We start from the raw sequence: 19,135 nt of genomic DNA, 5'->3' as shown, positions 1-19,135 counted from the left end.
CGGGCCAATGGCACCCTGATCTCTCTCAGGGTGAGAACCGCGCCCGTTCCTCACGGCCCCAGACAGTCGACGAACGTGACCCGGTTGTCCGCGCCGTCGATGAAGTCCTCCTGGGCGTGACTGCGCAACAGGCACATGTCATAGCGGGCGCGAGGCGCGGTCGCCGCGCCGCCGCCGTCCTGCTCGTAGCGGTGCCGCCCGGACAACTGGCACGAGTCGTAGCGCACCAGCGCACCCCGCGCTCCGATGCGGTAGCGGTGCGGGACGCTGTCCTGCGCAAAGGGCTTGAACGCCTGGGCGGTGTCGTCGCAGTCATTGAAGTGCACCGTTCCGCTGTCCCAGGCGCAGTCGATCACCACGGTGTCCGGGCTGCGCACCTCGAAGCGGATGTCCTCCGCGTGGAATCGCTGCACGGAGTCGTGGTGCGGACCGCGCGGGAAGCGGAAGAAGGTGCTGGTGCGCCCGTCGTCACCGGAGCTCTCGGGACGCCGGCCGGTGACGATGTACGAGCCGCCCCGGCAGGCGATGGAACCCCCGTAGGGGAAATCCAGGAAGTTTCCCCAGGAGTATTCGACCTTCATGTCGTTGAACCAGTAGTTGACGAACTGGTCCTGCTGCGGCCGGTTCAACGACTTCTGCGACAGCCCGGAGTAGAGGAACGCTTTGCGGTAGGCGCCACCGACCCGGCATGCGTCCCAGCGCATCTCCGAGTTGGTGTTGCTGCCGTCGAGCGCGAGCCCGTAGGTCCACTCGCCGGTCCACTCGCACGCGGTGAAGCGGTAGTCCTGCGCCTGGCCGGTGGAGTAGGAGTAGAAGAAGGAGGCGCCCGGGGAGCCGGCCGCGAAGGCCATCTGCTCGAACGTCACATTCGCCCAGCTGTCCTCGTTGCGGCACAGGTAGGCGTCCTCGGCCCGGCGCGGGGCGAACAGGAGCTGCGTCATCCGCTTGCCGGCCCCGCGGAACCGCAGGCCGTTGGCCTTGAGCCTCCCACCGGGAGCGTCGAGCAGCGCGTTGGGCGCCCGGATGAGGTAGGTACCGGCCGGCACGTCGATCACCGTCCGGCCGACGTGGTCCCACACCCGGCCGGCGGCGTAGGAGTATGCGCGGGCGAACGCCCGGCTGTCGTCGGTCCGGCCGTCGCCCTTGGCGCCGCAGTCCGCCACCACGTCGATGACGTCCTTGCCCCTCGGCTTGCGCCCGGAGACCACCGGCACCCCGACGTCGCCGGACGCCGACCCGGGTGGCGTCGTGGAATCGCATCCGGTGACGGCGGCGGCCAGAGCCGCCGCCGTTCCCGCAAGAATCGTCCGGCGACCGACGCCACCATTTGACGGAGAGGTGCTGGCTGCCATGATTGCTCCTTCGGGGGCATTCGTCGGGTGGGGGGACATGAGCCGGTTCGGATATGCGATCAGAGAGCTTTCGGCGGCGCAGAAAACCGCGAAGGGGGTGTCCCTGTACTCCCGTTATGTGAATCGGCCGACCGGCCGGGTGCTGGCGGCCGCGGGCTACTGCGCCAAATTGACACCCAATCAGATAACGCTCGTCAGTGGGGCGTTCAGCCTTGCGGGAGTGGTGATGATCGCCGTGCTACGGCCCTCGCCCCCCGCGGCGATCGCCATATTCGCGGTGCTCTTCCTCGGCTTCGCCCTGGATTCGGCCGATGGACAACTCGCCCGGTTGACGGGCACCGGAAGCGCCGCGGGGGAGTGGCTGGACCACGTCGTCGACTGCGCGAAGATGCTGACCCTGCACATGGCCGTGCTGGTCTCCTTCTACCGCCACTTCGAATTCTCCGACCCCCGCATGCTGCTTGTCCCCGTCGCCTTCCAATTCGCCGCGGTGATGGTCTTCTTCGGGGGCATCCTCACCGAACAGCTCAAGCGCGCCGACCGGCTGCGGAGCGGCGCGGACCGCCCGGTCCCCGCCGCGTCGGCCTCCACCGTGCGCTCCGCGGCCCTGCTCCCGGTCGACTACGGAGTGTTCTGCGCGATGTTCCTGCTGTTCGGCAGCCGTGCCCTTTTCGTGGCGGCGTATTGCTGCCTGCTCGGCGCGCACGTCCTGTTCATGGTGGCGTTCCTCGCCAAGTGGTACCGGGAATTGTCCGTCCCCGGCCGCTGAGATCCGGGGACGGACGGCGACGGCACGGGCGCCCCGGCACTGCACCGGGGCGCCCTCGCTTCACGCCGAATTCGCCATGACGTCCAGCGCCTGGCGCAAAAGGGTGCTCGACGTGTGCACGGTGTAGGGGAAATAGATCACCTCGACCCCGACCGTCGCGAAATCCCGTTCGAGTCTGCCGCCCTTGTCCGTTCCCCGCCAGTCGTCGCCCTTGAAGATGACGTCGAACCGTACCTGTTGCCAGGTCTCCAGTTTGTCGGGCACCGTCTCGACGAATGCCGCGTCAACGAAGCGGACGCTGCGCACGATTTCCAGTCGCTCGGTGAGCGGAACGACCGGGGCCCGGCCCTTGGCGCGCATCGCCATTTCGTCCGAGACGACGCCGGCCACCAGATAGTCGCACTGGCTCTTGGCGTGACGGAGAATGTTCAGGTGCCCGACGTGGAACAGGTCGTACACCCCGGGCGCGTACCCTACTCGGTGCGTCATGTACCCCCCACTCGGCCCGTGGTCAATTCCGGGCGGTCACATACACCGGACCGTTGCGCCCCGAGACGTTGGTGCCGTCGGTGACCTCCAGCGAATAGCGGTGCTCCGAACCGGGCGCGACGGAGTCCGTATAGCTCATGTCGGGCCGGTTCCAATAGCGCGAATCCTTGTCCAGCGAGGTCAGATAGACGCCGTCGCGGTAGATCTTGTAGGTCAGGACGCCGTTGTCCCGGTCCCACGAGGCCTTCCAGCTCAGCGTGATCTTCCCGCGGGACCCGCTCGCGCCGTGCAGCAGCGGCACCTGCGGCGCGCCGGTGTCCGGAGCCGCCGCGAAGCGGGTCAGCCCCTGCTGCGGTGCGTCGTTGACGGTGGTGAACTCGCCGCCCGCCCAGAGGATCCCGTCCGCCATGGTCAGCGCCCGCGGACCGATCTGCTCCCCGATCCCGTCGTTGGTGTCCGGGAACCACGGCAGGATCGTCTTGTCGGCGATCGACTGGGCCAGGAAGTGCTGGCGGTTCTTGATGTCGGTGAACCCGCCCGGCGTGTCGGAGCAGTCGTGCGCGTGCGAACCGCTGTACAGGACGCCCTTGTACGGCAGCACGGCCTGGGTGGCGCCCAGGCAGGTGTCCTTCCAGATCTGCGAGCCGTCCGCCAGCCGGCCGGCGATCCGGCCGTCGAAGACGCCGCCGCCGGTGCCCTCGGCCCCCAGGTAGAAATTCGTGCCGTCGTTGACCAGCGTCTTGACCGCAGACCGCTGGGGGATCCAGCCGCTGAACGCATCGACCACCCTGCCGGTCGTGGCGTCCAGCCCGGCCAGCGCGTGCACGCCCAGCAGGCTGCCGTTCACCGAGGTGAACCGGCCGCCGATGATGACCTTGTTGAGCTTCGGGGCGACCGTGATGGCGTTGATGCCGGACGTCGGGTCATTGGGGATCGACGAACCGCGGATGGTCGCCTTGAACGGCAGCAGCGCGCCGTTGGGCCGCAACGCGGCGATCCGCTCCCGGGTCTGTCCCTGGACCGTGCCGAAGTCGCCGCCGATGTAGACCGTGTCGGCGGTGACGTCGAGGGCCCGTACCGTCGCGCTGACCGTGGGCTTGTAGTCCGCGGCGATGGTGCAGTCGGCGGTGTTGAGGGCGGCCGTGTTGGACCGTCCGACCGGTCCGGCCTTGCCGAACGAGCCGCCGATGTACAGGAGTGAGCCGTCGGGTGCGGCCTTCAGCGCCCGGACGGTGCCGGCACCGCCGGTGAACGCCGGAGCACACGGCAGTGGTTGACCCGTCTTGGCGTCGAAGGCGGCGAAGTTGGTGCGGGCGATCTGCTGGGTGCCCGGGGCCGCGCCCGGCGGCCGGATGTGGCTGAACGTTCCTCCCACGTAGACGATGCCCTTGGCGTAGGCCAGGGACCACACGATGCCGTCGGTCTGCCAGGTGCTCAGCGGATCGGCGGTCAGGGTGGGCTCACCGGCGGCCTGGGCCGGCCCGGCGGCAAGAGCCGTCGAGGCCGTACCCAGCAGCGCGGCGGCGAGCACGAGGTGGACGGGTCTGCTTCGTTGGCGCACAGGTTCCCCCCTGGAAGCACGGTGCGATCGGAATAGCGGGACAGGAAGCGTGAACGAGATGAGATCCGGGCGGAAAACGCCCAGCGTTCATCGCGAGTTTTCCGAACTGCGCTTGCGCAGCACCCCGAAGAACTCCCCTACCCCCAGCGGCAAACGATAGCGCCAGAGCAGTGCCGCCCATGCCCCAATGGACAAAACAATTCCGCACGACGCTCCGAGAACGGTGTCACCGAATAGCGTCCGCATAACGAACGCGCCGGGCGCCACCACTCCGATGCCGAGCACCGCCGCAAGGACATAGCCCCGGTCCACCGTGCGGAAGCCCAGCCGCCGGCGGACCAGCAGCGCCGAGAGACCGTTGTCCACCACGATCGCCAGCCCCCACGACAACGCCGCGCCCAGCACCCCGTACCGCGGAACCAGCCATACTCCGCTGCCCAGTTGGACCACGAACGCCAGCCCCGCCACCACGAGGTTCCACACGCTCCGTCCCGCCATCAGGATGACCGTCTGGGCATTGCCCACCCCGACGTTGACCACACAGGCCACGGCAAGCGCCACCAGGCCCGGCGCCCCCTCGGAGAAGCCCGACCCGAACAGCGACAGCACGGTGTGCGGATAGGCCGCCAGCAGGACGAAGACCGGCCACGAGAACAGCGCGATCCAGCGCGTGGACAGCCGGTGCAGATGGTGTGCCGCGGCCCCGTCGCCACCCGCCAGCAGACGGCTGATCTGTGGCGCCACCGCCAGCCGGACCGCCAACTGCACCAGCGTCCCGGCCGTGACCAGGCGCCCGATCGCCGTGTAGACACCGGCCTCGGCGCTCGTGCCCAGCACCGACAGCAGGATCACGCCGATCCACACCGCGGTGATGTCGAAGACCGACGAGACCGCCCGCGGCCCGGCGAAGGCCCAGAACTCCCTCAGCTGTGACGGCGGTCGGTCGGTGCCGGGGTGCGTACGCCGCGATCTGCGCAGCGACCCCCAGGCCGCCGCGGCCCCCAGCAGGCCGGGCACCAGCCACGCCGCACTGAGCCCGGCCACGCTCGGCGCCCAGAGCGCCACCGGCACCGCGAGCAGCACCCGCAACGCCGGCTTGCCGATCTGTTCCACCCCGACGAACGGCACCACCGAGCCGTACCCGCGGGTGGCGCCGAGCAGCACCAGCGCGACGGTCGTCACCGGCAGGAACACCGCGAACAGCCGCACCAGCACGACGGCCCGGCCCGGATCGAGATCGGGCAGCAGCCAGCCGGCGAGCCCGGGGCAGCAGAGCGTCAGCGCCGCCCCCGCCACGCTCGCCAGCAGGGTCGGCAGCACCGCGATCCGCAGCAGCCCGGGCACCCCCGCGCCACCGGTCAGCGCCAGGTCCCGGGAGACGAAGCGGACCAGCGCGGTGTCGGCCCCCAGCTTCAGGGCGTTGCTCAGGATCGTGAAGGCCGCGATCCCGGTGAAGACCGCGCCGGCCCCGCGGGCCCCCAGGCCCTGGGTGACGACGACGACCAGCACGAACCCGAACACCGCGTTCGCGGCCGAACCCGCCAACGCGAACAGACTGCCGCGGGCCGTCGTCGCCACCCCGCCCCCGCCGGCCGCCGCACCGACGGACACCGGCGTCTCCCGGCGGCCACCGGAGCCCGCCGGACGAACGGCCGTCACCCGCGCAGGGACGGGGAGTCGGCGTCGACGGACGCGCCGCCCGTCGGAACCGGGCCGCCGCCGGGCGCCGGGCCGGGCCGGGCGGCCGGCACCACGGCGGCCCGGGTGCGCCCCCGCCCGCGCTTGCGTTGGGTGGGGCCACCGTCCATGAACCGCCGCAGCGAACGCCCATGGCTGCCCTTGTCCAGTACGGCGCCCAGGACGTGCCCGCCCGCCCCGGTGATCAGCTCCCACACCCGGTCCAGATCGTCCCGGCGCACCTCGTTGAGATCACACACGACCACCACGCCGGCCGCCTGCTTGGCGACGGCCAGCCCGTCCGCATGGGCGAGCAGCGGGCCGGTGACGACCACGACGTGCTCGTCCGGCCCGGACGGCGCGTTCAGCAGCCGGGCGAACTCCGGTGACGACAGGGCCCGGGCGGGATTGGGCACCTCCCGCCCCGGCAGCAGGTCGAACCGGCCGTCGACGCCCGCGTCCACGGCGAACCGCTCGCCCTCCGCCCAGCCGCCCGGCACCGGCCGCCCACGACCGGGAAGCAACGGCAGTCGCTCGGCGAGCTCCGGCGTCCGCAGATTCGCCTCGATCAGCAGGATGTCGTTGCCGATCTCCGCGAACGCACCGGCGAGGTTGACCGCGACCGAGACGGCATCGGCGTTCCTCCGCGGAGAGACGATCAGCAGACTGCCCAGCCCCGCGAACCGCCGGTCGTGCACCAGCCGGAAGGCGATCGTCCGGTAGGCCTCGGCGCGGTTTCCGCGGCCCGCCCCGCCCACCTCCAGCACGCGCTCCCCGCCCCGGCCGCGCGGCAGGATCCCCAGCACCGGAGCCCGCAGGTTCTCCTGCACATCCGCCACCGACCGGACCCGCGGCTCCAGCACCGAGCGGACCCACGCCGCCAGGATGCCCAGCGCCAGACCGGCCACCGCCCCCGCGACCAGCAGCACGACCAGGCCAGGACTGGACGGGAACGCCGGCGGATCGCCCTTGCGGACGATGTCGCCCGGCGTGGTGTCCAGCGACTTCAGACTGGAGATCCGCCCCTGTAGGTCCGCTATCTGCGACACCAGATTGCTGCGCTCGGACTCGTCGGCGGCCCGCCCCGCCCCGGCGCTCTCGCCCGCGATCCGCTGGTCCAGTACCTTCCGCTGTTCCAGCAGCGGGGCGAGTTCGGCGCCCAGCTTGCCGACGGTGGTGTCGATCCGCTGTTTCGCGGCGTCCTGACGGTAGTTCAGATAGGCCTGCACGAAGGCGTTGACCAGCCGGGCCGCCCGGTCCGCGGAGTCCGCGCCGTACTCGAACATCAGCGTCTGGGTCTCCGGCGGATTGCTCACCCGCAGATCGCGCTGCAACCCGGCCGGATCCGTCCGCTCGCCGAGCGCCTTGGCCGCGCGCGCCGCCACCGAGGCGCTCTGCGCGATCTGCCGCTCGGTGCCCATGCTGATCTGCTTGTCCGCCGAGACCCCGCCGGCCTCGAACGGCGCCGTGCTGATCGCATGCACCACGACCTCGCCCGTCGCGGTGTACGTCGGCCCGCCCAGCAGGAACACCGCCCCGCCGCCGAGGACGCCCAGCACCAGACCGAGCACGATGAGGGCGCGATAGCGGAACAGCTGCCGCAGCTGATCGCGTATCTGGTCCGGCTCCTCCGTCGGCTCGTCGAAGACGCTCACGTACGTGCTCCTCCTGGGGGTAGCGGCACGACGGCCCGGCGCGTCGCCGACAGCGGAGCGCCCATGGGCCCCTGTGTCGACGACGGCCCGGCCGGCTGCCGGGACTTGCGCGTGATCAACAGCGGAATGCACACCAGCAGCGCGAGCGGGCCCACGATCGCCATCAGACTGCCGCGCAACAACACCAGCTGGTAGAAGCCGAAGGCCGGCACCAGGAGCGCGGCAAGCGTTCCCCGGTGCCGCCGTAACCGGTGCCGTAGCGCGTCGATCCGTCGGCCCACGGCCCCGATCAGGCCGAAGACGACAAGGACCGACGGGAAGCCCGCCCACATATAGGTCTCGATCCACAGCGGTGCGGAGAGGTTCTCGAAGTGGTACCCCGCGTGCCGGGCCAGCAGGATCCCCGCGTCGTCCGGCTTATTGGGCCAGGTCGCGCGCGGCACGAAGAACAACGGCGGCCCCAACGCTGCCGACGGCGTGAAGCCGTGCGTACGGACGTAGTCCACACCCGTCTCGATCTGCTGGAACGCGTCGTAGTCACCGTTGGACGTGAACTGCTCGGCGAGTGAGACGACACGGACCGGCTCACGCTTGTCGTAGCGGAAGTAGTCGCTGTACGGGAACACCACCAGCACGACCGCCGCCACACCCGCCGCACCGATCCGGAAGGCCCGTGCCCCGCGCAACCAGGACGCGCTGAACACCAGCGCCAGCAGAACCGTTCCGGCCCAGAACCGCGGCTGGCTGATGGGGTTGTTGACCACCACGTTCACCGCGAACAGCAGCGGCAGCAGCAGCCATCGCAATCCGCGCAGCACCCGGTCGCCCGACCGGAACCGCGGCACGTGCACCAGCGCCACCAGTGCCCAGAACGCCGGGACCGACAGGGCCCACGCCGCCATCGCCCGGTCCGCCGACCCGGACGGCTCGGCCTGCGCCGCCGCCTCGTTGGCTGCCTGCCGACTGAGGAAGAACGCCGACAGCCCGCCCTGCCCCGGGATCAGCACCGCCGCCAACAGCAGCGCCACCCCGCACAACAACAGCACCCGCCCCGGCGACAGCCGCCGCGCAAGCAGCGGTTCGAGGACCGTGGAGGTGCGGGCCGTCCGCCACGACGCCAGCGCCGACCCGGCGCTGTAGGCCAGAAGTCCGCTCTCCACCAGGACCGTTGTCAGCAGCGCGGTCCCCGGATCGACGAGGAACCCCCGCGGATAGGCGTCCGTCGCCAGCATCGCCAACGGCGCCAGCCCCAGCCACACATACGAGAAGAGCCAGAACCCGAACGCGATCACCCGGGCCCGCACGTCCGTCAGCACCCGCGCCAGCGCACCGCCGGTGTGCACCACCACCACGCACTGCACGACGAGCGCGGCATCGAAGCGGGCGTCGAACGACTGGAGGACCAGCAGCGGCAACAGCACCACCAGGAACAGCATCCAGCAGCACAGCGCCGCCACCGCACGTCCGGGCAGCCTGCCGCCCGACCGCCTCACCGGCACCATCGATCGGCCCACCTCCCCCCAACTCCCCACCAGCGAGCACAATCTAAGGGACATCGGATGACAAGGTCGGCTTCGGGACACAATCGCAACCCAATTCCCCGTCGCGCGGACCGGGCCGCTCCTACGATGACGGCACAGCCTGAGGGGGGCAGCCGTGAACGATGCATTCGCGGGCCGGTGCGTGCTCGTGATCTCCACCAACTACGCACCCGAACACACCGGCATAGGGCCGTACTCGACGCAGATCGCCGAGCACCTGGCCGCGTCCGGAGCCGACACCCATGTCCTCGCCGGAATGCCGCACTATCCGGCCTGGCGGGTGGCGGAGGAGTACCGGGGCCGGTGGCGGGTGCGGGAGCGCCGTGGCGGGGTGACGGTGCACCGGCGACGGCACACCGTCCCGGCACGGCAGACCGCCGGCCGCCGCGCGCTGTTCGAGGCCAGCGTCCTGGCGCACGGCGCGCTGGCGCCCCCGCGGGTACGGCCCGATGTGGTGCTCACCCAGATGCCGACCCTGGCCGGGGGAGTGCTGGGCGCGCGTCTGGCCCGGCAGGCCGCGGCCCCGCATGTCGTGGTCGTACAGGACCTGATGGGGGCGGCGGCCGCACAAAGCGGCATCCGGGGCGGTGGCCGGGCCGCCGCCCTGGCCGCGGCGGTCGAGGCCAGGATTCTGCGGGCGGCCACCGTGGTCGGGGTGGTGCACGAGTCCTTCGTGGAGCGGGTGACGGCCATGGGTGTACCTCGCTCCCGGGTCCATGTGGTGCCCAACTGGACGCATGTGCAGGGCCCGAGCGGTGACCGGGAGCGGACCCGGGCACGGCTGGGTTGGGCGGACGACGAGACCGTACTGCTGCACGCCGGCAACATGGGCCTCAAACAGGGACTGGAGGTCCTGGTCGAAGCCGCCCGGCTCGCCGACCGGGAAGGCGCCGCCGTCCGCGTCGTGCTCATGGGCGACGGCAACCAGCGCGCACACCTGCGGCGGCTCGGCGCCGACGTCGCATCGCTGTCCTTCCTGCCGCCCGCCGACGCCGACGCGTTCCCCGACGTGCTCGCCGCCGCCGACGTCCTCGCGGTGACCCAGAAGGCCTCCGTCCTCGACATGAGCCTGCCGTCCAAGCTGACCTCGTACTTCATGACCGGACGACCGGTGATCGCCTCGGTGGCCGCCGAGGGCGGGACCGCGCAGGAAGTGGTCCGCTCCGGCGCCGGGACGGTGATCACGCCGGAGGACCCCAAGGCGCTGCTCGCCGAGGTCCGCGCGCTCACCGACGACCCCGAACGAGCCGCCCGACAGGGCGCCTGCGGCCCCCGGTACGTCGAGCAACGGCTCAGCAGTCAGGCGGGGTTGGAGCGGATCACCGCACTCCTGCGCCTCGCGCGGGCCGGGCGGTAGGTGCGGGCGGCGGGGCCGAGGCCCCGCCGCCCGGTTCACCGGTGGCCCGCCACGGACCGGTACCACTCCTCCAACCGATCGGCCACCGCCGCCAGCGAGAACTCCTCCTCGACGGCGGCCCGGCCGGCAGCCACCACGCGCTCCCGCAGCTCGCCGTCCTCCAGGAGCCGCAGCACCGCCTCGGCCAGCTGTTCCGGAGAGCCGTCGGTCACCAGGGCGGCTCCCCGCCGCCGCAGTGCGTCGGCGATCCCGCAGCCGTCCGTGCACACCACCGGTGTGCCCACGGCCAAGGACTCCAGCACGCTCATCGGGAACGGCTCCGCCACGCTCGGCAGGACGTACACGGCGGCCCGCGCGGTGCGCCGCACCGCCGCACCGTGGTCCAGGGCCCCGCCGTACCGCACCACCTCGCCCAGCCCCTCCTCGGCGATCAGCCGCCGGACCGCGGTCAGCCGCCCCTCGTCCGCACCGTGCACGGCGAACGAGGTGTCCGGCCGTTTGCGGTGCACCAGCGCCGCCATCTGCACAAACGCCTCGGGCCGCTTGCGGCTCTGGAGTCGGGCGAGGAAGAGCACGTCCGCCGCGCTTTGTCGTACTTCGGACGGGCCGCAGCGCACCCCGTTGGGGAGCCTGACGAGCCGCGGCCCGCCGGGCCCCAGCACCTCCCGCAGCCCGGCCTCCTCCTGCTCGGTCAGCACCAGGGCTGCCGCCGCCCGCCGCAGCAGCGGGACGTACAGCCGGTCGAAGGCCCGGGCGACGGCCGTCCGGCGCGGTTGCACCATGCCGTGGGTCTGCACCAGGAACGGCCGGCGGCGCAGCACGGCCACCGCCAGCGCGGCCAGCGACACCAGATCGCGTCCGGCGTGCAGATGCAGGGCGTCGGCCCGACCCGCCCGGCGCCACAGCAGCGGCAACAGCCCAGGATGGAACAGGCCGAGGAAGCCCTGCCCGGGCACCAGCGTGCGGGCGGTCCGGGCGAACAGCGGCACCCCGTCCACGGTGCTCGGGGGCGCGCCCCGACCGCGCCACAGCGACACCAGGCCGACATCATGGCCGCGTGCGGCGAGTTCGCCGAGCTGCCCGGTCGCCACGCTCACCGGGCCGCCGTACGCCCCGTCGTCGCTGACCAAGGTGACGACATGAGTGATCCTCATCGGCCACCCCCGGCGGTGTGGACGGTGCCCGGGGGCACGTCCCGGTGGGCGACCGCGCCCGCGCCGACCACCGCGCCCGCACCGACGGTGACCCCGCGCAGCACCAGGGCCCGCGCCGCCACCCAGGATCCCGGCTCCAGCCGGATCGGAGCGTTGTCGAACTCGAAGGTGGGCGACCGCCGTTGGTGGCTTCCGGTGCACAGCACGGCCTCCTGGGAGACGCACACATCGCCGGCGATGGTGATCGGCTCCAGGTTGATCAGCCAGGCACCCTCGCCCACCCAGACGTCGTCACCGATCGTCAGCTTCCACGGCCACTGCACCCGCACCCGGTGACGGATGAGCACCCGGTCCCCGATCCGGGCGCCGAACGCCCGCAGCAGCGCGGGCCGCAGCCGCGGCGGACACCACCACTTCACGAACACCACGTTGAGCACCGCGAACCAGGCGATCTGCACCAACAGTCCGCGGCCCTTGTCGTAGCCGGCGCCCGTGAAGCCGCGCAGCCGACGGGCGGCGGGGGCGGGGGCGGTCATCGGTCCACCCGCACCCGGTGGCCGGAGAGCTCGTCCTCCAGCTGCCGCACGTCCGACTCGACCATGATCCGCGCCAGCTCGTCGAACTGCACCTTCGCCGACCAGTCCAGCAGCCTCCTGGCCTTGGACGGATCGCCGATCAGCGCGTCCACCTCACTGGGCCGCTCGTACTTCGGATCGAAGCGGACACTGCGTTCCCAGTCCAGCCCCACGGCGCCGAACGCGGCCTCGAGGAAGTCCCGTACCGTCGCGGCCACCCCGGTCGCCACCACGTAGTCGTCCGGTTCGTCGCGCTGGAGCATCAGCCACATGGCCTCGACGTACTCCGGGGCGTACCCCCAGTCACGGACCGCATCGAGGTTGCCGAGGTAGAGGTGCTGTTGCAGGCCCGCCTGGATACGGGCCACCGCGCGGGTGATCTTGCGGGTCACGAAGGTCTCCCCGCGCCGTGGACTCTCGTGGTTGAACAGGATGCCGTTGACGCCGAACAGGCCGTACGCCTCACGGTAGTTGACCGTCGACCAGTAGGCCATGACCTTGGCGCAGCCGTACGGGCTGCGCGGGTGGAAGGGCGTCGCCTCGTTCTGCGGCGGCGGGGTGGCGCCGAACATCTCCGAGGACGAGGCCTGGTACAGCCGGGTCCGTATACCGCTGGCGCGGATCGCCTCCAGCAGCCGCAGGGCGCCCAGACCGGTCACGTCGCCGGTGTACAGCGGTGCGTCGAAGGAGACCCGGACATGGGACTGGGCGCCGAGGTTGTAGACCTCGTCGGGCCGGACGTCTCGCAGCAGGTTCACCAGCGCGACCCCGTCGGAGAGGTCGACGTGGTGCAGCAGCAGTCGCCGGTCCGGGGTGTGCGGGTCCTGGTAGATGTGGTCGATGCGCTCGGTGTTGAAGCTCGACGAGCGTCTCATCAGCCCGTGCACCTCATAGCCCTTGCTCAGCAGCAACTCGGCCAGGTACGAGCCGTCCTGGCCGGTGATTCCGGTGATGACGGCGGTCTTGGGCATGGCTTCCCCCCACGAGAAGTAATGGTGCTTCGGGATCGACGGACCGACCGGACCGAGGTGCCCCACGGGAGCGGGGGCCGTGTCGGACCGGTGGGTTCTTCCCCGCGTGCCGGGCGGCGCGGGGCGTGGACGCTACCCGCTCGGCGACCGGAGGTCGAGAGCAAGGAGCAGATGATATTTCCGGAAATAGCCGGTGGGCGTATCGGGTTCACTGCCACAATTCGCCCTATGGATGACTTGCTTCCCACTCCCGCCCGGGTCTTCGTCGCCGGCCACCGCGGCCTGGTCGGCTCCGCCGTGGCCCGCCGGCTGTCCGCCCAGGGCTACGACGTACTGACCCGGACGCGGGCCGAACTCGACCTGCGCGACGCCGACGCCACCGCGGCCTTCCTGCGGAAGAGCCGCCCCGACGCCGTCGTCCTGGCAGCCGCCAAGGTCGGCGGAATCATGGCGAACAGCACCAACCCCGTGCAGTTCCTGGAGGACAACCTCGGCATCCAGCTCAGCGTCATCGCCGGCGCGCACCAGGCCGGCGTGCGCAGGCTGCTGTTCCTCGGATCGAGCTGCATCTACCCCAAGCACGCGGCCCAGCCCATCACCGAAGACGCCCTGTTGAGCGGGCCGTTGGAGCCCACCAACGAGGCGTACGCCATCGCCAAGATCGCCGGACTGGTCCAGATCCGGTCCTACCGCCGGCAGTACGGCTCGTCCTTCGTCTCCGCCATGCCGACCAACCTCTACGGTCCCGGCGACAACTTCGACCCGGAGACCTCGCACGTCCTGCCGGCACTCATCCGCCGCTTCCACGAGGCGAAGGAACGGGGGCTGGACGAGCTCACCGTCTGGGGCACCGGAACCCCACGGCGCGAGTTCCTGCACGTCGACGACCTGGCATCGGCCTGCGAGGTGCTGCTGCGACGCTACGACGGCGACGACCCGGTCAACGTCGGTTGCGGCGAGGACCTGACCATCGCCGACCTCGCCTCCTGCGTCGCCGCCGCGGTGGGCTACCGGGGACGGATCGCCTTCGACCCGTCCCGCCCCGACGGCACCCCGCGCAAACTCCTCGACATCAGCACGATGCGCGCCCTGGGCTGGGCCCCGACCGTCCCGCTGGCCGACGGCATCGCCCGCACCTACCGGGCGTGGCGATCGGCACCGGCGCCGGCCTGAGGCCGCCGGGTCCGGGGCGTACGCCCGACGGCTGCCCCGTGCCGGGGCACCGCCGGCCGCACACCCGGACCCGCTGCGCTCAGTACGCACCGCGCCCGTCCAGCACGGCGCGCAGGGTACGGATCAGCACGCCGATGTCGCGGGCGTAGGACCAGTTGTCGACGTAGCTCAGATCCAGCGCCACGGTCTCGTCCCAGGAGAGGTCGGACCGCCCGCTGACCTGCCACAGACCGGTCAGCCCCGGCTTCACGGACAGCCTGCGCAGCTCCGTTCCGTCGTACCGTTCGACCTCTTCGGGCAGCGGCGGGCGCGGACCGACCAGCGACATATGGCCGGCCAGGACGTTGAACAGCTGGGGCAGTTCGTCCAGGGAGAAGCGGCGCAACAGACGGCCCACCGGGGTCACCCGGGGGTCGCGCCGGATCTTGAACATCGCCCCGTCGTGCTCGTTCGCCGACTCCAGCGCGGCCCGCATCCGGTCCGCGGTGACCACCATCGTCCGGAACTTCCACATCCGGAACGGCCGTAGATCCCGGCCGGTCCGGACCTGCCAGTAGAACACCGGGCCGGTCGTGGTGAGCCGTATCGCCGCGGCCACCATGACGAAGACGGGAGAGAGCAACACCAGCAGGAGCAGCGCCCCCACCCGGTCCGTGGCCCCCTTGAGCAGCACCGGAAGCCCTCGGCGCGCCGCCGGTGCGATGTGCATCACCGTCAGACCCGCCGCCTTGGCGAGCCGGACGCGGTGCTGCGACACATCGATCAGCCCCGGCAGTACGGCCAGATCCAGTCCCTGGTCGTGCAGGGCCCAGGCGACGCGCCGCACCCGTGCGGCCGCCATCCGCCGCCCGGGCGCCACCATGACCAGATCGGCGTCGAGCGCGGCCACGCACCGCAGAACGGTCTCCCCGTCCCGCGCCGCTCCGGGGGCGTCCCCGTCGCGGGCGAGCCTGCCCGATACCGGCAGTGCCGAGTCGCTGGCCTCGTCCCCGACGAGGCAGCTGCCGACCACGACGTACTCGTGGTCGGTGCGCTGCGCAAGTTCCGTCAACACGAGGTCGACGGCACCGGCCTCCCCGACGAGCAGCACCCTGCGCAGCGCCTGTGCACGGCGGCGGGTGGCCACCAGATATCGGTGGACGAGTGTGCGCCGCAGCACGGCCACCGCCAGGCACGGCACCAGCGCGATCACGCAGTCCGCGATGACGACGTCGACCCGGGCCGCGACACAGGTGACGGCCAGCACGCCGAGCATGGTCAGCCAGTCCCACAGGACCGGCCACGCCGCCCCGCCGGCCCCCAGTTCACCCTTGGCGTAACGATTCTTTGCGGTGCCCACCGCCAGCCAGGCGGTGCCGGCCACGGCGGCCGTCAGCAGTGGCTGCGGCTGTCCCGTCGCGGCGCAGGCCACGCCGACCGGCACCGAGGCGCCGAGCCCGTCCGCGACCAACGCCACCCGTAACAACCGGCGTTCCGTGGGTCTGTGCCCGCCTTCCTTCCGCGACGGCGACGTACGTTTCCATCCGGCTGTCCCGGCGGGCGATGCGATCACCCGTGACCCGGCAGCTTCGAACAACCCCATGGCCCCCCACTTGGTCGTCCCCTCACTTCGGGCGCGGTGGGACCCCCCGGTACACCACTGCGTCCGTGTTGGACGTGAACGCTAGAGGAGGTTGCGCCCGACTGCTGCGGTTTACCTATTTTGAGTGTTCTTGTGTCCGATTGTTTACAACCGCACGGCCGTATGGTCCACCCTGCTCCTCCAGATCGTCCATCGACGCGGCCCGCGCGCCCGCCGCGGGAAACGGGTTCCCAGAAGATCTGTAGAACGCCTGACGCTGACGACGGGGTGTCCGTATCGTCAGCGAGCGCCGGAGCCGTTCTGCCCGGGATCACCGCACGGTCCGAGTCAAGGCCCTTGGCACCCCCCACAGTTGACTTTCACCGAGGAGCAGCGATGACACACCTGATCGTTCCAGTCATGATCACATTCGGGGTCTTCCTGCTCGCCATGGTGGCGGTGGGCATCTGGACGTATCAGGACACCTTGACGTTCTCCGACTTCGCTCTCGGCGGGCGTCGGCTGAGCGCACCGGTGGCCGCACTCTCCGCCGGGGCCAGCGACATGTCCGGCTGGCTCTTCCTGGGACTGCCCGGGGCGGTGTACGCGGGCGGCATCGGCGCCTCGTGGATCGCGGTCGGGCTGGCCATCGGCACCTACCTCAACTGGCTTCTGGTGGCGCCCCGTCTGCGCACGTACACCGAGCGGGCCGGTGACGCCATGACGCTCTCCGCCTATCTGGAAGAGCGCTTCGAAGACGGCACCAGAGTGCTGCGCGTGCTGTCGGCCGCGGTCATCGTCGTGTTCTTCACCGTCTACGTCGCCAGCGGACTCCTGGCCGGAGGCGTGCTGTTCGAGGGCATCTTCGGCGGCGGCTTCGAATTCGCGCTCACCGTCTTCGCCGTGGTCATCGTCGTCTACACCGTCCTGGGCGGCTTCCGCGCCGTCAGTGTCACGCACACGGTGCAGGCCACCGTGATGTTCGGCGCGGCGGTGGCCGTCCCCGTGATCGGCATCGGGATGCTCGGGGGCTTCGGCGCGCTGCACAAGGCGATCGGCCACCACAGCGCGGCCCTGCTCGACATGGGCGCCAAGACCGGCTTCGACGGCGGCCACTGGACGTCCGGCACCTCGCTCGGCGCCGTGGCGGTGGTCTCCCTCCTCGCCTGGGGACTGGGCTACTTCGGCCAGCCGCACATCCTGGTCCGCTTCATGAGCATCCGCAGCACACGGGAGATCCCCCTGGCGCGCCGCATCGGCGTGAGCTGGGTCGTGCTCTGCCTGGCCGGCGCCTCGCTGGTCGGCCTGGTGGGAGTCGCCGCGCTGGACCACACGCTGGAGAACCCGGAGACCGTCTTCATCGCGCTGTCCGCCCAGTTGGTGAACCCGTGGATCGCCGGCGTCCTGCTGGTCGCCGTACTGGCCGCGATCAAGTCCACCGCCGACAGTCAGCTGCTGGTCTCCGCGATGGCCCTCACCGAGGACTTCTACGGCGCCTTCATCAAGCGGCGGGCCTCCGACGCCTCGAAGGTCCTGGCGGCCCGGGCGACGGTGGTGGTCGTCGCGCTCGTCGCCTACGCCATCGCGCTGAGCGGCGGCGCCGTGCTGGACATCGTCGCCTACGCCTGGGCCGGCTTCGGCGCGGCCTTCGGCCCGGTGATCCTGCTGTCGCTGTACTGGCCGCGGATGACCCGCGCCGGAGCGCTGGCCGGCATCGTGACCGGAGCGGCCACCGTCCTGCTGTGGAAGCACATCGACCCGCTGCTCGGCCCGCTCCAGTCGGGCGTCTACGAGATGGTGCCCGGCGTGCTCGCGGCGACCGTGGCGGCACTGGTCTTCGGCAAGTTCGTCGGTCGCCCGCCGCGACGCACCTGGTCGGGCCGGATGGAGCCGAAGGAGACGGCCCCGCGCGGACTGAAGGCGCACGACATGGCGTGACGCGCACCGCCCGGAGGGGCCGGCGGGGCCGCCGGATCCCTCCGGACCGCGGACGGCACGGTCGCGGACCTGGTCCGCCGCACCAGCGGTCCCCGAACCGCCGTCATCCCGCTGCACCATGATGGCGTCATGATCGAACTACATCCCCTTGCCGCCGGCGCACCGCTCGGCGACCTCGCCCACCGGCTGCGTGCGGCGGACACCGCAGGCTGGAGCGAGGACGGCGCCCGGGCCCTCGTCGAGAGCCTGGGCCTGGGGCGGGAGGCCTTCCTCGGCGGTACGTCAGCCGGCGGGCTGCGGCTCCGCCCGGTGAGCCCCGCCGAGCAGCGGTACGCGACGCAGGAGGCGTACCTCGAACTGGCGGTGACCGTGGCGACCGCAGAACCGGACGCCGCCTCCCAGGCGCAGGCCTTCCGCGCGGCGAACGACGACCTCACCGCCGCACTGGGCGAGGCCTCGGTGATGGGCTCGTACGGCCCTCTGGGGCCGTACTACGGTTCCACCCCCGCCTGGGGCGCGCCGTTCCTGCGCTGGCGCGGTACGGCCGACACGCTCGAACTGCGGGCCGGCCCGCACGGACCGGAGCTCGTCCTCCAGCCCACCGCGCCGATGGAGAACTGGTTCTCGGGCCTAGGCCACGGCGAGGAGCACGCGATCACCGGCTTCTTCGGCCGCCGGCCGGGCCCGTCCAACGCCGGCCTGGGCCTCCCGGCCCGCTGGTCGGCGCGGAGCTGGGACGCGGTGACCGCCTCGCTCGCCGACTTCTTCGCCACCCTTCCCGCCGAGTTCGCCGCGCTCGGCATAGCAAAGATCATCCGGCTCTACGGCCGGCTGGGCGGCGGCGCACCGGCGCTCCTCGACATCGACGCCGACAGTCGGCTGATGTTGGGCTCCTTCGCGGACGACGACATCGACCCGGCGTCGTTCGGCTGGGGCACCATCGCCGAACATCCCCGGACCCGGGACACCTGGGGTGACGACTACGACCCCAGGTGGCGCTACGACGCCGGTGGTCCGGGGGAGCCGTCCGGCCGTGCGCTGGCGGAGATGGTCGTGGCGTCGGCCCGCGCGGAGGGCGTGGCGGACCCGGGCGACCTGTTGATCGGCGGCGAGGGCGAGGACATCGGCCCGTACAGGGTGACGTTCTACGGCCTGGGCCTGCCAACGGTCTGATCGGTGAAGGCGGCCCGCGTCGGGATCATTCCGGCGCGGGCAAATTAAGTGTTGCCTGCATATATTCCGTGCCACCGATTTCCCGGCAGGGCGTTACTGAGGTTGAACTCGTGGTGTCGTGCCGTTGCTCAGGTAGGTCTGATGGACAGGCCGGTCTCGGCGAGGCAGCCGTCTATGAGGTCGCTGCGG

The 19,135-nt window shown here is 71.3% G+C and carries 15 protein-coding genes; 5 read left to right on the top strand and 10 right to left on the bottom strand.

All coding sequences use genetic code 11. From position 1 onward, the window contains the following. Positions 1-50: 50 nt before the first annotated feature. The gene (locus AB0C96_RS34375; protein WP_362923018.1) at positions 51-1,352 is read right to left on the bottom strand and encodes a glycosyl hydrolase family 28-related protein; all 1,302 of its coding nucleotides are present in this window, start codon (positions 1,350-1,352) and stop codon (positions 51-53) included. Positions 1,353-1,389: 37 nt separating this feature from the next. Between AB0C96_RS34375 and AB0C96_RS34370 the strand changes: the two genes are divergently transcribed. Continuing rightward, positions 1,390-2,121, top strand: a complete 732-nt coding sequence (locus tag AB0C96_RS34370; protein WP_362923016.1) for a CDP-alcohol phosphatidyltransferase family protein — start codon at positions 1,390-1,392, stop codon at positions 2,119-2,121. A 60-nt stretch (positions 2,122-2,181) separates the two neighbouring features. Here AB0C96_RS34370 and AB0C96_RS34365 read toward each other — a convergent pair whose 3' ends face one another. The 5 genes from AB0C96_RS34365 to AB0C96_RS34345 all read right to left on the bottom strand — a co-directional run bounded on the left by AB0C96_RS34365 (position 2,182) and on the right by AB0C96_RS34345 (position 9,005). After that, on the bottom strand, positions 2,182-2,610 hold the full coding sequence (locus AB0C96_RS34365; protein WP_362923014.1) for an adenylyltransferase/cytidyltransferase family protein: 429 nt from the start codon (positions 2,608-2,610) through the stop codon (positions 2,182-2,184). A 22-nt stretch (positions 2,611-2,632) separates the two neighbouring features. Then, positions 2,633-4,171 carry a fibronectin type III domain-containing protein gene (locus AB0C96_RS34360; RefSeq protein WP_362923012.1) on the bottom strand — a complete coding sequence of 513 codons (1,539 nt, stop codon included), beginning with the start codon at positions 4,169-4,171 and terminating at the stop codon, positions 2,633-2,635. 87 nt (positions 4,172-4,258) lie between these two features. Then, on the bottom strand, positions 4,259-5,782 hold the full coding sequence (locus tag AB0C96_RS34355) for an oligosaccharide flippase family protein (RefSeq protein WP_362923011.1): 1,524 nt from the start codon (positions 5,780-5,782) through the stop codon (positions 4,259-4,261). 44 nt (positions 5,783-5,826) lie between these two features. Then, entirely contained in the window at positions 5,827-7,503 is a 1,677-nt protein-coding gene (locus AB0C96_RS34350; protein ID WP_362923009.1) for a lipopolysaccharide biosynthesis protein, read from the bottom strand. Continuing rightward, on the bottom strand, positions 7,500-9,005 hold the full coding sequence (locus tag AB0C96_RS34345; RefSeq protein WP_362923007.1) for a hypothetical protein: 1,506 nt from the start codon (positions 9,003-9,005) through the stop codon (positions 7,500-7,502). The genes AB0C96_RS34350 and AB0C96_RS34345 overlap by 4 nt, the downstream gene beginning before the upstream one ends. 187 nt (positions 9,006-9,192) lie before the next feature. On the opposite strand from AB0C96_RS34345, the gene AB0C96_RS34340 reads away from it, so the two are divergent. After that, positions 9,193-10,401 (top strand): glycosyltransferase, encoded by a 1,209-nt coding sequence (locus tag AB0C96_RS34340; RefSeq protein ID WP_362923078.1) that lies wholly within the window; start codon positions 9,193-9,195, stop codon positions 10,399-10,401. Between the two features lie 35 nt (positions 10,402-10,436). Here AB0C96_RS34340 and AB0C96_RS34335 read toward each other — a convergent pair whose 3' ends face one another. Genes AB0C96_RS34335 through gmd form a run of 3 tightly spaced genes read right to left on the bottom strand, consistent with a single transcriptional unit; the run spans position 10,437 to position 13,101 of the window. Further along, entirely contained in the window at positions 10,437-11,555 is a 1,119-nt protein-coding gene (locus AB0C96_RS34335) for a glycosyltransferase (protein WP_362923006.1), read from the bottom strand. Then, entirely contained in the window at positions 11,552-12,091 is a 540-nt protein-coding gene (locus tag AB0C96_RS34330) for a putative colanic acid biosynthesis acetyltransferase (RefSeq protein WP_362923004.1), read from the bottom strand. The genes AB0C96_RS34335 and AB0C96_RS34330 overlap by 4 nt, the downstream gene beginning before the upstream one ends. Further along, on the bottom strand, positions 12,088-13,101 hold the full coding sequence (gene gmd, locus AB0C96_RS34325; protein WP_362923003.1) for a GDP-mannose 4,6-dehydratase: 1,014 nt from the start codon (positions 13,099-13,101) through the stop codon (positions 12,088-12,090). The genes AB0C96_RS34330 and gmd overlap by 4 nt, the downstream gene beginning before the upstream one ends. 228 nt (positions 13,102-13,329) lie before the next feature. On the opposite strand from gmd, the gene AB0C96_RS34320 reads away from it, so the two are divergent. After that, positions 13,330-14,274, top strand: a complete 945-nt coding sequence (locus AB0C96_RS34320) for a GDP-L-fucose synthase (RefSeq protein WP_362923002.1) — start codon at positions 13,330-13,332, stop codon at positions 14,272-14,274. 79 nt (positions 14,275-14,353) lie between these two features. Here the strand turns inward: AB0C96_RS34320 and AB0C96_RS34315 are convergent, their stop codons facing one another. Next, the gene (locus AB0C96_RS34315; protein WP_362923000.1) at positions 14,354-15,730 is read right to left on the bottom strand and encodes a sugar transferase; all 1,377 of its coding nucleotides are present in this window, start codon (positions 15,728-15,730) and stop codon (positions 14,354-14,356) included. 501 nt (positions 15,731-16,231) lie between these two features. On the opposite strand from AB0C96_RS34315, the gene putP reads away from it, so the two are divergent. Then, entirely contained in the window at positions 16,232-17,773 is a 1,542-nt protein-coding gene (gene putP, locus AB0C96_RS34310) for a sodium/proline symporter PutP (protein ID WP_362922999.1), read from the top strand. A 129-nt stretch (positions 17,774-17,902) separates the two neighbouring features. Then, positions 17,903-18,946 (top strand): hypothetical protein, encoded by a 1,044-nt coding sequence (locus AB0C96_RS34305; protein ID WP_362922997.1) that lies wholly within the window; start codon positions 17,903-17,905, stop codon positions 18,944-18,946. Positions 18,947-19,135 lie beyond the last annotated feature (189 nt).

Source organism: Streptomyces sp. NPDC048506, assembly GCF_040651315.1.
Lineage (GTDB): Bacteria > Actinomycetota > Actinomycetes > Streptomycetales > Streptomycetaceae > Streptomyces.
The sequence above is the reverse complement of the archived record's forward strand: the minus strand, read 5'-3'. Positions and strand labels throughout refer to the sequence as shown.

Coding starts and splice junctions, on each gene's coding strand:
- AB0C96_RS34375 (WP_362923018.1), bottom strand. CDS start 1,352: ATGGCAGCCAGCACCTCTCCGTCAAATGGTGGCGTCGGTCGCCGGACG.
- AB0C96_RS34370 (WP_362923016.1), top strand. CDS start 1,390: ATGAGCCGGTTCGGATATGCGATCAGAGAGCTTTCGGCGGCGCAGAAA.
- AB0C96_RS34365 (WP_362923014.1), bottom strand. CDS start 2,610: ATGACGCACCGAGTAGGGTACGCGCCCGGGGTGTACGACCTGTTCCAC.
- AB0C96_RS34345 (WP_362923007.1), bottom strand. CDS start 9,005: ATGGTGCCGGTGAGGCGGTCGGGCGGCAGGCTGCCCGGACGTGCGGTG.
- AB0C96_RS34335 (WP_362923006.1), bottom strand. CDS start 11,555: ATGAGGATCACTCATGTCGTCACCTTGGTCAGCGACGACGGGGCGTAC.
- AB0C96_RS34330 (WP_362923004.1), bottom strand. CDS start 12,091: ATGACCGCCCCCGCCCCCGCCGCCCGTCGGCTGCGCGGCTTCACGGGC.
- gmd (WP_362923003.1), bottom strand. CDS start 13,101: ATGCCCAAGACCGCCGTCATCACCGGAATCACCGGCCAGGACGGCTCG.
- AB0C96_RS34320 (WP_362923002.1), top strand. CDS start 13,330: ATGGATGACTTGCTTCCCACTCCCGCCCGGGTCTTCGTCGCCGGCCAC.
- putP (WP_362922999.1), top strand. CDS start 16,232: ATGACACACCTGATCGTTCCAGTCATGATCACATTCGGGGTCTTCCTG.
- AB0C96_RS34305 (WP_362922997.1), top strand. CDS start 17,903: ATGATCGAACTACATCCCCTTGCCGCCGGCGCACCGCTCGGCGACCTC.